We start from the raw sequence: 12,830 nt of genomic DNA on the forward strand, positions 1-12,830 counted from the left end.
GCGGGCTTGCTCGCGATGAGGGCTACCCGGTGTATCAGCAGAACCGTGTTGGCCCGATCGCGAGCAAGCCCGCTCCCACATCGGGTCCCTGCCAGTTCGGGAGTGTTGTGCGTTTTATGCCGATCAAGCGTTCTGGCGGTGCAGTTTTTCCAGTTTCTTCTTGATCCGGTCGCGCTTGAGCGTAGACAGGTAATCGACGAAGAGCTTGCCGTTGAGGTGGTCGCACTCATGCTGAATGCACACCGCCAACAGGCCTTCAGCGATCATTTCAAAAGGTTTGCCGTCACGGTCCAGCGCCTTGATCTTGACGCGCTGCGGGCGATCAACGTTCTCGTAGTAACCCGGTACCGACAGGCAGCCTTCCTGGTATTGGCCCATCTCGTCGGACAGGATCTCGAACTCGGGGTTGATAAACACCATCGGTTCGCTGCGGTCTTCGCTCAGATCCATGACCACGATGCGTTTGTGCACGTTGACCTGGGTCGCGGCCAGGCCGATACCTGGCGCCTCGTACATGGTTTCAAACATGTCATCGATCAACTGACGGACTTCGTCGTCCACAACCGCCACGGGTTTGGCGATGGTACGCAGACGCGAGTCTGGGAATTCGAGGATGTTCAAAATAGCCATAAGTTTGTTTGGTGCACTGTGTGAAAGATTCAAAAACGGTTGTCAGGTGGGTCCTGAGGACTCGAGCAACCTGTGCAAAACGTCTCCTTCAGAGAGAGCCCGCTCGGGCTCAGGCGTTTCACGCGAGAGCACATAATAAAGGGATTCACCCACGGATGAAACGACTAGCTGCCGGGCTGCACCTGTGCATGTCTCAATTTGAAACCAACCTGCCCGGCCTCCAGGCGACGTTCAACTAATGTTGGGTTTCCCATTGGCGTTTCAAGTTCTGCCAAGGGGCTCAACCCGGTACTTTTCATCGTTAGCCAAACAACTTGTCAACAGAGTTATCCACAGCTTGTTCCTTACAGCCAGATGGAATAACCGATCAAGGATGATCCTATGCCACCCTCAGAAATATCCCCAGCAGAGTTGGAGGCCCGCTTGCGTTTGCACCGTTTGCCCGACGTTGGGCCACGGCGTTATTACAGCCTGTTCAGAGCCTTTGGTTCGGCCAGTTCAGCGCTCAGCGCACCTGCCAGCGCCTGGCGTGCCCTGGGGCTGCCCGAAGGGTGTGCCCAGGCACGGCGCAGCCCTGAAGTCCGTGAGGGTGCCAGCGCTGCATTGCGCTGGCTTGAGCGCTCCAGACACCATGTGCTGCTGCATGATCAGGCCGATTACCCGGCGCTGTTAAGCGAATTGAGCGATGCCCCGCCGCTGTTATTCGTGGCGGGAGAGCCGTCAACTCTGGAAAAACCGCAGTTGGCGATGGTCGGTAGCCGACGCGCTTCGAGGCCTGGGCTGGACACCGCGACCGCCTTTTCCCGCAGCCTGGCTGGCGCCGGTTTTGTGATTACCAGCGGGCTGGCGCTGGGGATTGATGGCGCAGCGCATCAGGCTGCTCTGGACGTTGGCGGGCAGACAGTGGGGGTTTTGGGGACGGGCCTGGAAAAACTTTATCCACAGCGCCATCGGGCATTGGCAGACGCAATGATTTGCAACGGTAGCGCCGTGGTATCGGAGTTTCCTCTGGACGCCGGGCCCCAAGCCGCCAACTTCCCGCGGCGTAACCGCATTATCAGCGGTTTGTCCCTTGGCGTGCTGGTGGTCGAGGCCAGCGTGTCCAGCGGCTCGCTGATTACTGCCCGTCTCGCCGCAGAGCAGGGGCGCGAGGTGTACGCCATGCCCGGTTCCATCCACCACCCTGGGGCGCGTGGCTGCCATCAGTTGATCCGTGATGGCGCTACGCTCGTCGAGACCGTTGAGCACATTCTCGAAGGCCTGCGTGGCTGGCGCTCGATGCCGTTGTCCACAACAGAAATGTTTACTCCAAGCTGTCATCCATTAGTGCAATTGTTGCAGGCAGCGCCCTATACCAGCGAAGCATTGGCCAATATCAGCGGTTGGGATTTGCCCCGATTGCTGGCTACTCTGACCGAGCTTGAACTGGCGGGGCATGTTGTACTCGAGGGTGGGCGTTGGTTTGCTCGCGCCAGCTAAGTACACTGCGCGCAGCACATATCTGGAGACATTCAATGATCAGCACCTGGCGCGTCCAACAAGCTGCAAGAGCCATTCGCGCAGGCGCGGTGATTGCCTATCCGACCGAGGCGGTCTGGGGCCTGGGCTGCGACCCATGGGATGAAGACGCGGTCGAGCGGCTGCTGGCGATCAAATCGCGGCCTGTGGATAAAGGTCTGATTGTGGTGGCAGACAACATTCACCAGTTCGACTTCCTGTTTGAAGACTTCCCCCAGGAGTGGATTGACCGCATGGCCAGTACCTGGCCAGGGCCGAACACCTGGCTGGTGCCGCATCAGGGCTTGCTGCCCGAGTGGATCACCGGGGTACACGATACGGTGGCGCTGCGCGTGAGCGATCACCCGCTGGTGCGCGAACTGTGCGCGCTGGTGGGGCCGATTGTCTCGACCTCAGCCAACCCGGCAGGTTTGCCGGCAGCGCGTACTCGCTTGAAAGTGGAGCAGTATTTCCGTGGGCAAATCGACCATGTGTTGGGTGGCAACTTGGGTGGACGTAAAAACCCGAGCCTGATCCGCGACCTGGCTAGCGGCAAGATCGTACGCCCGGCGTAATGAGTTGCAGCCCAACCGATCTTGTAGCAGCAGCCTCGTTCCTACGGCAGCTGCTACGAATTTGTTTTAAGGCAACAAAATCGTCGATCCCGTGGTTCGGCGCGCCGACAGTTCCGTCTGCGCCTTGGCCGCATCAGCCAACGCAAAACGCTGGCTGATATCAACCTTGATTGCACCGCTGCGGATCATCGCAAACAGCTCATCGGCCATCGCTTGCAGGTTTTCGGCGCTATTGGCGTAGGACGCCAACGTCGGTCGAGTGACATACAACGAGCCCTTCTGCGACAAGATCCCCAGGTTGACCCCCGTTACCGCGCCTGAAGCATTACCAAAGCTGACCATCAGCCCACGTGGTGCTACGCAGTCCAGTGACGTTAGCCAGGTGTCCTTGCCTACACCGTCGTAAACCACCGGGCACTTCTTGCCGTCGGTTAATTCCAGTACACGCTTGGCAACATCCTCGTGGCTGTAGTCGATGGTTTCCCACGCGCCCAGAGCTTTGGCGTGGGCGGCTTTTTCGGCTGAGCTGACCGTGCCGATCAATTTCACGCCCAAGGCTTTCGCCCATTGGCAGGCAATCGAACCTACCCCGCCTGCAGCAGCGTGGAACAGGATGGTTTCACCCCCTTTGAGTTCGTAGGTCTGACGCAGCAGGTACTGGGTTGTCAGGCCCTTGAGCATCACGGCGGCGGCTTGCTCAAAGGAAATATCCTCGGGCAGTTTCACCACATTGGCTGCAGGCAAAACGTGCAGTTCACTGTATGCCCCCAGCGGCCCGGTGCCGTAAGCGACGCGATCGCCGACGTTCACGTTGCGCACGTCACTGCCCACCGCATCAACGATCCCCGCACCTTCATTGCCCAGCCCGGACGGCAGTTCAGCCAGCGGGTACAAGCCACCTGGGTAATAGGTATCGATGAAATTCAGACCGATGGCCTGATTGCGCACCCGAACTTGCTGCGGGCCCGGCTCGGCGGGTTGGTAATCGACATACTCAAGCACTTCAGGGCCGCCGTGGGCCCGAAACTGGATACGCTTTGCCATCTGCACTGTCCTCGCTCATTTCACGAAGCCACCATCCAACGCTGAAGCGTGATCTTCGTCAACTGCGGTGAGCCGGAGTGCGGTGTTATGCTAGCCCCCCTTTGCCGCCGGCCCCGCACGCCGCGTCGCTTTGCCCGATTTAAGGTGATGTCATGACTACTCGCACCGAGGCTGTAAAAGCCTACCTGCTCGACCTTCAAGACCGCATTTGCAACGCATTGCAAACGGAAGACGGCGGCACCCAGTTCGTTGAAGACGCCTGGGAGCGCCCGGCGGGTGGTGGCGGTCGTACCCGTGTAATCGAAAACGGCCACGTCATCGAGAAAGGCGGCGTCAACTTTTCCCATGTGTTCGGCAGCGGCCTGCCACCGTCGGCCAGTGCTCATCGCCCTGAACTTGCGGGCCGTGGCTTTGAAGCCCTCGGTGTGTCGCTGGTGATCCACCCGCACAACCCGCATGTGCCAACTTCCCACGCCAACGTACGTTTTTTCATCGCTGAGAAAGAAGGCGAAGAACCGGTCTGGTGGTTCGGTGGCGGCTTTGACCTCACCCCTTACTATGGCGTTGAAGAAGACTGCGTGCACTGGCACCGCGTGGCCGAGCAGGCCTGTGCGCCATTTGGGGCCGATGTGTACCCGCGCTACAAGGCGTGGTGTGACACCTACTTCTATATCAAGCATCGCAATGAGCCCCGTGGTATTGGCGGCCTGTTTTTTGATGACCTGAACGAGTGGGATTTCGACACCTGTTTCGCTTTTATTCGCGCCATTGGTGATGCCTATATCGACGCCTACCTGCCGATCGTTCAGCGCCGCAAAAACGACGAATACACTGCCCAGCAGCGTGAATTCCAGGAATTCCGCCGTGGACGCTATGTGGAATTCAACCTGGTCTATGACCGTGGCACCCTGTTTGGCCTGCAATCGGGCGGTCGCACCGAGTCGATCCTGATGTCCCTGCCACCGCAAGTGCGCTGGGCTTATGACTGGAAAGCGGAACCGGAAAGCCCGGAAGCGCGCCTGACGGATTACTTCCTGCAAGACCGCGACTGGTTGGCCAACGCCTGACACTGCCCGAGGAGCTTGCCTGATGGACCGTTACGTTGTTTTTGGTAACCCGATTGCCCACAGCAAATCCCCGGTGCTGCATCGCCTGTTTGCCGAGCAAACTGGCCAGGCCATGCAGTACGACACCTTGCTGGCACCACTGGATGATTTTGCTGGCTGCGCAACGGAGTTTTTCCTGCAGGGGCGTGGCGCCAATGTGACAGTGCCTTTCAAAGAAGACGCCTACCGCCTGGCGGATCAACTGACAGCTCGGGCCCAGCGAGCAGGAGCGGTCAACACCCTGAGCAAATTGGCCGATGGCGTTTTGCTGGGGGACAACACCGATGGTGCAGGGCTGGTGCGCGACCTGACGGTCAATGCCGGTTTCAGCCTCAAGGGTAAGCGCGTCCTGATCCTAGGAGCAGGCGGTGCGGTGCGGGGTGCGCTGGAGCCGCTGCTGGCTGAAGGGCCGGCCTCGGTCACCATCGCTAACCGCACCGTTGAAAAAGCCGAGTTGCTGGCCGAGTTGTTCAGCGACCTGGGCCCGGTGGCTGCAAGCGGTTTTGACTGGCTGCACGAGCCGGTCGACCTGATTATCAATGCCACCTCGGCCAGCCTGAGCGGCGAACTGCCCCCCATTGCCAGCAGCCTGATCGAGCCGGGTAAAACCCTGTGCTACGACATGATGTATAGCAAGGAGCCGACGCCGTTTTGCGTGTGGGCCAGCGGGCATGGCGCGGGTCAGGTGATGGATGGTTTGGGCATGCTGGCCGAACAGGCCGCCGAGGCGTTTTATCTGTGGCGCGGGGTGCGTCCGGATACTGCACCGGCGCTAGCTGAATTGCGCCGGTTGCTGGCGCTTTAAAGCAGCCCCTCTCCCTCCGGGAGAGGGCGGGGTGAGGGCAAGAGGTACTTATGCAGCGAATCAAGGGCTACCACGCCCATGTCTACTTCGACGCTTCGACCATCGATCAGGCGCGCGCCTTGTGCGAAGAGGCCAGGCAACTGTTTGGCGTCACCATGGGCCGCGTCCACGAGCGCCCGGTGGGCCCGCACCCGGACTGGAGCTGCCAACTGGCTTTCGGCCCTGAACTGATCGGAGTCGTCCTGCCGTGGCTGGCGCTCTACCGGCACGGTTTGGTGGTGTTTATGCATCCCGATACCGGCAATGACCTGCTGGACCACACCGACCATGCAATCTGGATGGGCGCGATTCGGCCGCTGGACTTGTCTGTTTTTTAAACGGGGGCGCGCAGTTCACGCCCGGTTTAACCCTCTCCTACATAAAATTATTAGTTACGGAAATATCCGACATTAAGTACGGCGGCTTCGCTGTGGTTATATGTTGATACCGGGTCTAACGTTTGAATATGCACGATATATAAGGTTTTTAATATCGCATGTTCGGGGCTGGCGGTGCGAGAAGATTAAGCCATGTTTATTGTTATGCCGTTTTTAGCACTTATTTATCTCTATGTATGGTCGGCACTGGTTAAGTCGTCGCTGGTAGTTATTGCTTCCAGTTTTCACTGGTTCTGGATTATAGACGGTAAGCAACCTCATGAACGAACCTATGCCCTGGCGTGTGGAAAATTATCAGGAACAGTATTTGAAATTTCCAGAGCTTATATGTTTTTTTGGCCAGAATATGAAGGGAAAAGCTCCTGGGAAAAGGGGTTTATAAATAATAAAAAGGGGTGTGATGCAAATTTAGTTAGTTTGGGGTTCGAGTTGTTATGGCCTAGCATGGAGCCTGCTTACAGTATGGAGATCCGCCCTGGATTTATCAGTGCGTCTCTGTACCCAGGTCCAACTCGTGAGGTCAATGCAGCCTCTATGATCGATTTCATAATTAGGCAGCGTAAAGTTTCCGATGATCAGCGAGACAACTTTGATGAAGCGTTAGGGTTGTTTTATGAATTAAATGCAACCGACTCAGGCTATATAGGCCAAGGCAGAGTCTCGCTCTATTGGACTGATGCCAAGGCTGCGGAGCAGGTCATTATAGAGTGCAAGTTCATGCGTGAAGATGAACCCTATACCTGTGATCAAAAGTGGATTAACGATGGTATCGGCTCGACGGTGAGTATTTATTATCAAGCTTACATGGTCTCAAATTGGAAAATTATAAAAAGAGATATTGATCAATTTATTGATGTTCACAAAAAATAATGAAGGTTGATTTATGTTGGGAAACTAGACTCAGGAAATTTAAAGTTCGCTGAAGGTTATTTGCGTGAAACAAATCCAGGTTTTCTGTATCACTATCTGAGTGGGAAAGGATATACCTATGCGACTTTGGCGTTAGGTGTTGCAGAGCAAAACACAGTTGCCGGGATAGTGGCGATGAACTATATGAAGGAGGTTGCTGCCGCTCAAGGTATGCCTGTTGATGAAAGTAAAACTCAAGAAATACTCCGCGAAATGGCGAGTGAGTATTTGAAGGTGTTGAAAAGTCAAATTGAAGACGAACAGCTGGAAGTAGTTCGAGATATTAATTATCAAGAAGTTTGGAAGTTTCATAGTGATGTATTTATCTCTGCTGGCTACACAGCAGATGCATGGACGCTTAACTCCGTATTTACTATTTTACCGGAGGGTAAACGCGAAGAATATTGGCAGCGGGTGCTGGACTCGGCCGGTAATACTCAGGCCGAGTTGGAGCTTGCGGCAGAGACTTATATTTTTATGCATATTGCGTCTATTTCAGCTTCCAGTGAGGGCCGACAAATGGCTGCTCGTTGGATCAGACGCATTGAGTCTATTGAAAACTCTGGCGCCATCGTTAAGTTAGGATCAGCCAAACTGGTTAAGATTTTTGGCGGCTCGATAACACAAGTTAAGGCGTATATTTTTGGCAAGCCAGTGGTTCCCTATTACCCCGCACCTGCCCCCACCTCTCCTCCTCCAAAGATTGTAATGCCATTACCTCCTGTCCAGATGCCAACACAACCACCTGCCCGCCGTCGAAGACGCCGCGGAGGTGGCGGACGGCCACCAACTACAGCCGCCGGGTACGACAATGGCGGACATTACAGTGGCGGTGGGGGGCGACTGAGGATTGATCCTTGAGCCCTGAAAATATGAAATGAGCATGCGTGAGTTGGGGCGGCGGTTTTGCTGATGTTTTGCTTGATGTCATCCGGCATTTGCCTGGATTTGAAATTTTTTTCACGGCCATAAAATCTTTCTCCTTCAACCACCCCCGCCTCCCCTGATAGCCCCACGCTATAACGGCTGAACGATGATCATGGCCATGTGTCATACCTTGCCATGAGCTAACGTATCAGGCGTGCAGCTGCGGGCAGCGATTAGTGCTGAAAGGCCATCCATGTTTAACTTGAATGCTTGTTCAAGTTAAACCGGTGGTCCGCTGCCCGCTCACAACAGGAGGCTAACCCTTGCCGAATCCGCTCTTTTTGATCCCGTTTTACCTCTATAAGGTGCACATCCAATGAGTGTACCGATCACGTCCGAGACGTCCTCGATCCGCATGAACCCGCCGGTGTTCTACTTTGCCGCCGCGTTTATCCTGATCTTCGGTGTGGTGGTCATCGCCATGCCTGCCGCTGCCGGCGAATGGCTGCTGGCCGCACAAAACTGGGCGGCCAACACGGTCGGCTGGTACTACATGTTAGCGATGACCCTGTATCTGATCTTCGTGGTCGTCACCGCCTTGTCCGGCTACGGCAAGATCAAGCTCGGTGCCGACCACGACGAACCCGAGTTCAGTTACCTGTCCTGGGCGGGCATGTTGTTCGCCGCCGGGATCAGCATCACGCTATTTTTCTTCTGTGTGTCCGAACCCCTCACCCATATGCTCAACCCGCCGCAGGGCCCGGCCGGCAATGCCGAGGCTGCGCGCCAGGGCATGCAGCTGCTGTTCCTGCACTGGGGTCTGCACGGTTGGGGTGTGTTCGCGTTCGTCGGCATGGCGCTGGCCTACTTCGCCTACCGGCATAACCTGCCGCTGGCGCTGCGCTCGGCGCTCTACCCGCTGATCGGCAAGCGCATCAACGGCCCCATCGGTTATGCGGTGGATGGTTTCGGCATTATCGCCACGGTGTTCGGCCTGGGCGCCGACATGGGCTTTGGGGTGCTGCATCTCAATTCCGGCCTCGACTACCTGTTCGGCATGCCCCATACCCAATGGGTGCAAGTGGGCCTGATCACGTTGATGATGGGCGCCGCGATTCTGGTGGCCATTGCCGGTGTCGACAAGGGCGTGCGGGTGATGTCCGACATCAACATGCTGCTGGCCTGTGCCCTGCTGCTGTTTGTGTTGTTCGCCGGCCCCACCCAGCACTTGCTCAACACTCTGGTGCAGAACATCGGTGACTACCTGGGTGCACTGCCCACCAAGAGTTTCGATGTGTATGCCTACGACAAGCCAAGTGACTGGCTGGGCGGCTGGACCGTGTTCTATTGGGCCTGGTGGATCGCATGGTCGCCCTTTGTAGGCCTGTTTATTGCGCGTATTTCCCGTGGCCGGACCATCCGCGAGTTCGTGTTCGGCGTGCTGCTGATTCCACTGGGCTTCACCCTGGCGTGGATGTCTATTTTCGGCAACAGCGCCATCGACCAGGTGCTCAACCACGGTATGGTTGCCCTCGGCCAGTCGGCTATCGATGACCCGTCGCGTACGCTGTACCTGCTGCTTGAGACCTACCCGTGGAGCAAGACCGTTATCGCGGTGACGGTGTTTATCAGCTTCGTGTTCTTCGTGACCTCGGCTGACTCCGGTACTGTGGTGCTGTCCACCCTCTCGGCCCGTGGCAATAACGCGGACGAAGACGGCCCGAAATGGCTGCGGGTGTTCTGGGGCGCGATGACTGCGCTGGTGACCAGTGCGCTGCTGTTCTCAGGCAGTATCGATGCGCTCAAGTCAGCGGTAGTACTGACCTCGTTACCGTTCTCGCTGATTTTGCTGCTGATGATGTGGGGCCTGCACAAGGCGTTCTACCTTGAGTCGCAGAAGAAGATTGCGCAGACCCACTCCCTGGCACCCGTTTCGCACTCGCGTCGTGGTGGCTGGCGCCAGCGCTTGAGCCAGGCCGTGCACTTCCCGTCGCGGGACGAGGTGTACCGCTTTATGGACACCACCGTGCGCCCGGCGATTGAAGAAGTGAGCGCTGTGTTCCGGGAGAAAGGCCTTAACGTTGTCACCCAGCCAGACCCGGCCAACGACAACGTGAGCCTGGAAATCGGTCATGGGGATGAACATCCGTTTATCTACCAGGTGCAGATGCGTGGCTACTTCACGCCGTCCTTCGCCCGGGGTGGCTTCGGCAAAAAGGAGCAACTGCGTAATCGCCGTTACTACCGTGCTGAAGTGCATCTGGCCGAAGGCAGCCAGGACTACGACCTGACGGGCTACACCAAAGAGCAGATCATCAACGACATCCTCGACCAGTACGAACGCCATCTGCAGTTTTTGCATTTGGTGCGCTGATTGGTTTGGTGGTGATTCAGGCTGCTGTGACGGCCTGAGTCACCGGGCTGATGCCATCGCGAGCAAGCCCGCTCCCACAGGTTTTGGGTGTTCTCACCATGTGTGGATGCTCGTCAAACCTGTGGGAGCGGGCTTGCTCGCGATGCAGGCGCTGCGATTTCTACAGACCTTTCGCGCACTTATGTGGGATCGGGCTTTCACCCGCGTTACCCCATTGTGATGCCCCAGGCGGGCTGCCTATAGTCCGCTCCATCGCTGAACATCAGCGATCAGGCGTGCAAGCCTAATTATTGGATTTCAACTTTCCATATCGCTTGGTAGGCTCAGCGCCTGCAATCGGCGTTATGGCGGTTGTGCGCGGGAGATCTTCGGGTCTGCCGGGTTATCTGGGACCGGTCTTGCACACCCGCGCACAATTGCTACCCTCTTTCTGCGTGCAAGCTGATTGAGGTGGCTCCTTTTCTTAGGAGTTAAAGCATGTCCCAGTACGTTCCCCAAACCGACAATCCCGTCGGTTCCCACGTTTTATTGATCGATCCCCGCGCCTCTGTATCTGCCCTGCTGGCCTGTGCCGAGCAGCGCATTCAGGCGGCCAAGAATTTGTTGCGCTGTTTATCGCTGATGAGCGGCCACAGTCATGACCCCCAGGATTTGAGGGCGATTTTCAGGCACAAAAAACCCCGAAGGGCTTACACCGTTCGGGGCTGTGAATCACCCATGATTTACAACTTGGCGATGGACACTTCAGTGGATTTTACGAACGCGATCACTTCGCTACCGACCACCAGCTCCAGCTCCTTGACCGAGCGGGTGGTGATCACCGAAGTCACGATGCCCGACGCCGTTTGTACGTCGATTTCCGACAGCACGTCGCCCAGTACGATTTCCTTGATGTGGCCTTTGAACTGGTTGCGAACGTTGATGGCTTTAATGGTCATGGTGTCGATTCCTGTCTTGGGATAGAAAGTGGGTTTATTGCGCCCAGCGCAGTTGCGTAGGCAGCGGTGCAACGGGTTCCGGCTCAGGTGGCGAGCCAGGCAGTGCAAGAACACGGTTCAGTACTTCGGTTTCCAGTGCCGCCAGGCGATGCGAGCCGCGTAGCCGTGGGCGTTGCAGGTCGACCGTGAGGTCCAGCCCTACCTGGCCTTCTTCAATCAAAATGACACGGTCGGCAATCGCGACGGCTTCACTCACGTCATGGGTCACCAGCAATACGGTAAAACCATGCTGGCGCCACAGGCGTTCAATCAGTTGCTGCATTTCGATGCGGGTCAGGGCATCCAGCGCGCCCAGCGGCTCGTCAAGCAGCAGCAGGCGCGGTTGGTGGATCAGGGCGCGGGCCAGGGCCACGCGCTGCTTCTGACCGCCCGAAAGTGCTGCCGGCCATTCATTGGCGCGCTCGGCCAGGCCGACTTCTTCCAGTGCCTTGAGCGCCTTTGGCCGCCAGTCGCCTTTAAGGCCCAGGCCCACGTTGTCGATGACTTTTTTCCAGGGCAGTAAACGCGCTTCCTGAAACATCAGGCGCGTGTCTTCACGGGCCTCTTGCAGGGGCGCACTACCGGCCAGCAACTGGCCTGCAGTGGGCTGATCCAGGCCGGCCAGCAAACGCATCAGGGTGCTTTTGCCGCACCCGCTGCGGCCTACGATGGCGACAAACTGCCCTGCCGGGATATGCAGGTTGATATCACGTAGCACCAGGCGCTCACCGAAGGCCTTCTGCAAGCCGTTGATGGCCAGCGGTATGCCCTGGCGCAAACGTGGAGGTTGTTGAGCTGTCATGCTGCACCGCCTTTAACCACTTGATACGCCGGGTGCCAGCGCAACCAGATGCGCTCCAGCCCCCGGGCTGCGGTGTCGGCCAGTTTGCCGAGCACTGCGTACAAAACAATCGCCAGCACCACCACGTCGGTTTGCAGGAACTCCCGGGCGTTCATCGCCAGGTAGCCAATGCCGGAGCTGGCGGAGATGGTTTCGGCCACGATCAAGGTCAGCCACATAAAGCCCAGGGCAAAGCGCACACCCACCAGGATCGACGGCAGCGCGCCCGGCAAGATCACCTGCCAGAACAGGCTGAAACCGGACAGGCCATAGTTGCGCGCCATTTCCACCAGCGCCGGGTCAACGTTGCGGATGCCGTGGTAAGTGTTGAGGTAGATCGGGAATAAAGTCCCCAGCGCCACCAGAAAAATCTTCGCTGACTCGTCGATGCCGAACCACAGGATGACCAGCGGAATCAGCGCCAGATGCGGCACGTTGCGGATCATTTGCACCGAGCTGTCGAGCAGGCGTTCACCCCATTTCGACAGGCCGGTGATAAAGCCCAGCGCCAGACCGATGCTGCCACCGATCACAAAGCCGAGCCCGGCGCGCCAGCCGCTGATGGCCAGGTGTTTCCAGATTTCGCCACTGCGCACCAGCTCGACGCCGGCCGTGATCACGGCACTGGGGGCGGGCAGGATGCGTGTCGACAGCCAGCCCGCTGACACGGACAGCTGCCACACTGCCAGCAGCAAGACCGGCAAGGCCCAGGGCGCCAGGGTGTGACCGATGTTTTTGAGGCCCGAGGCCTTGCCTGAACTCATGGCG

The 12,830-nt window shown here is 57.5% G+C and carries 13 protein-coding genes; 8 read left to right on the plus strand and 5 right to left on the minus strand.

The genetic code is table 11. The features are described from left to right. Positions 1-123: 123 nt before the first annotated feature. Positions 124-630, minus strand: coding sequence for a peptide deformylase (def, locus tag V6L81_RS03305; protein WP_016782844.1), 507 nt, complete (start codon positions 628-630; stop codon positions 124-126). A 381-nt stretch (positions 631-1,011) separates the two neighbouring features. Here def and dprA point away from each other — a divergent pair, with 381 nt between their 5' ends. Next, entirely contained in the window at positions 1,012-2,109 is a 1,098-nt protein-coding gene (dprA, locus tag V6L81_RS03310) for a DNA-processing protein DprA (RefSeq protein WP_095020605.1), read from the plus strand. Positions 2,110-2,144: 35 nt separating this feature from the next. Beyond that, on the plus strand, positions 2,145-2,702 hold the full coding sequence (locus V6L81_RS03315; protein WP_094999595.1) for an L-threonylcarbamoyladenylate synthase: 558 nt from the start codon (positions 2,145-2,147) through the stop codon (positions 2,700-2,702). 66 nt (positions 2,703-2,768) lie between these two features. Here the strand turns inward: V6L81_RS03315 and V6L81_RS03320 are convergent, their stop codons facing one another. Further along, on the minus strand, positions 2,769-3,746 hold the full coding sequence (locus V6L81_RS03320) for an NADPH:quinone reductase (protein WP_338660475.1): 978 nt from the start codon (positions 3,744-3,746) through the stop codon (positions 2,769-2,771). A 152-nt stretch (positions 3,747-3,898) separates the two neighbouring features. Between V6L81_RS03320 and hemF the strand changes: the two genes are divergently transcribed. The 6 genes from hemF (at position 3,899) to betT (ending at position 10,244) form a co-directional block, all read left to right on the plus strand. Further along, complete coding sequence (gene hemF / locus V6L81_RS03325) at positions 3,899-4,813, plus strand: oxygen-dependent coproporphyrinogen oxidase (protein WP_095020606.1); 915 nt, start codon at positions 3,899-3,901, stop codon at positions 4,811-4,813. Between the two features lie 22 nt (positions 4,814-4,835). Further along, entirely contained in the window at positions 4,836-5,657 is an 822-nt protein-coding gene (gene aroE, locus V6L81_RS03330) for a shikimate dehydrogenase (RefSeq protein WP_095023149.1), read from the plus strand. A 50-nt stretch (positions 5,658-5,707) separates the two neighbouring features. Next, a complete protein-coding gene (locus V6L81_RS03335) occupies positions 5,708-6,034 on the plus strand; it encodes a DOPA 4,5-dioxygenase family protein (RefSeq protein ID WP_138738418.1) in 327 nt (108 codons plus the stop codon). Positions 6,035-6,226: 192 nt separating this feature from the next. Next, positions 6,227-6,964, plus strand: a complete 738-nt coding sequence (locus V6L81_RS03340) for a hypothetical protein (protein ID WP_338660476.1) — start codon at positions 6,227-6,229, stop codon at positions 6,962-6,964. Between the two features lie 60 nt (positions 6,965-7,024). Continuing rightward, a complete protein-coding gene (locus V6L81_RS03345; RefSeq protein ID WP_130872217.1) occupies positions 7,025-7,864 on the plus strand; it encodes a hypothetical protein in 840 nt (279 codons plus the stop codon). Positions 7,865-8,246: 382 nt separating this feature from the next. Further along, a complete protein-coding gene (gene betT / locus V6L81_RS03350) occupies positions 8,247-10,244 on the plus strand; it encodes a choline transporter BetT (protein ID WP_094999601.1) in 1,998 nt (665 codons plus the stop codon). A gap of 722 nt (positions 10,245-10,966) precedes the next feature. Here the strand turns inward: betT and V6L81_RS03355 are convergent. Genes V6L81_RS03355 through ssuC form a run of 3 tightly spaced genes read right to left on the minus strand, consistent with a single transcriptional unit; the run spans position 10,967 to position 12,826 of the window. Then, complete coding sequence (locus V6L81_RS03355) at positions 10,967-11,182, minus strand: molybdopterin-binding protein (protein ID WP_003444581.1); 216 nt, start codon at positions 11,180-11,182, stop codon at positions 10,967-10,969. Between the two features lie 34 nt (positions 11,183-11,216). Beyond that, complete coding sequence (ssuB, locus tag V6L81_RS03360) at positions 11,217-12,023, minus strand: aliphatic sulfonates ABC transporter ATP-binding protein (protein WP_095017916.1); 807 nt, start codon at positions 12,021-12,023, stop codon at positions 11,217-11,219. Continuing rightward, positions 12,020-12,826, minus strand: coding sequence for an aliphatic sulfonate ABC transporter permease SsuC (gene ssuC / locus V6L81_RS03365; RefSeq protein WP_016782831.1), 807 nt, complete (start codon positions 12,824-12,826; stop codon positions 12,020-12,022). Before ssuC ends, ssuB begins: the two co-directional genes overlap by 4 nt. Positions 12,827-12,830: the final 4 nt, after the last annotated feature.

It is taken from the genome of Pseudomonas bubulae (assembly GCF_037023725.1).
GTDB classification, from domain to species: Bacteria; Pseudomonadota; Gammaproteobacteria; order Pseudomonadales; family Pseudomonadaceae; genus Aquipseudomonas; species Aquipseudomonas bubulae.

Excerpts from the sequence above, each read along its gene's own strand:
- def (WP_016782844.1), bottom strand. The coding sequence starts at position 630 with ATGGCTATTTTGAACATCCTCGAATTCCCAGACTCGCGTCTGCGTACC.
- dprA (WP_095020605.1), top strand. The coding sequence starts at position 1,012 with ATGCCACCCTCAGAAATATCCCCAGCAGAGTTGGAGGCCCGCTTGCGT.
- V6L81_RS03315 (WP_094999595.1), top strand. The coding sequence starts at position 2,145 with ATGATCAGCACCTGGCGCGTCCAACAAGCTGCAAGAGCCATTCGCGCA.
- V6L81_RS03320 (WP_338660475.1), bottom strand. The coding sequence starts at position 3,746 with ATGGCAAAGCGTATCCAGTTTCGGGCCCACGGCGGCCCTGAAGTGCTT.
- hemF (WP_095020606.1), top strand. The coding sequence starts at position 3,899 with ATGACTACTCGCACCGAGGCTGTAAAAGCCTACCTGCTCGACCTTCAA.
- aroE (WP_095023149.1), top strand. The coding sequence starts at position 4,836 with ATGGACCGTTACGTTGTTTTTGGTAACCCGATTGCCCACAGCAAATCC.
- V6L81_RS03335 (WP_138738418.1), top strand. The coding sequence starts at position 5,708 with ATGCAGCGAATCAAGGGCTACCACGCCCATGTCTACTTCGACGCTTCG.
- V6L81_RS03340 (WP_338660476.1), top strand. The coding sequence starts at position 6,227 with ATGTTTATTGTTATGCCGTTTTTAGCACTTATTTATCTCTATGTATGG.
- betT (WP_094999601.1), top strand. The coding sequence starts at position 8,247 with ATGAGTGTACCGATCACGTCCGAGACGTCCTCGATCCGCATGAACCCG.
- V6L81_RS03355 (WP_003444581.1), bottom strand. The coding sequence starts at position 11,182 with ATGACCATTAAAGCCATCAACGTTCGCAACCAGTTCAAAGGCCACATC.
- ssuB (WP_095017916.1), bottom strand. The coding sequence starts at position 12,023 with ATGACAGCTCAACAACCTCCACGTTTGCGCCAGGGCATACCGCTGGCC.
- ssuC (WP_016782831.1), bottom strand. The coding sequence starts at position 12,826 with ATGAGTTCAGGCAAGGCCTCGGGCCTCAAAAACATCGGTCACACCCTG.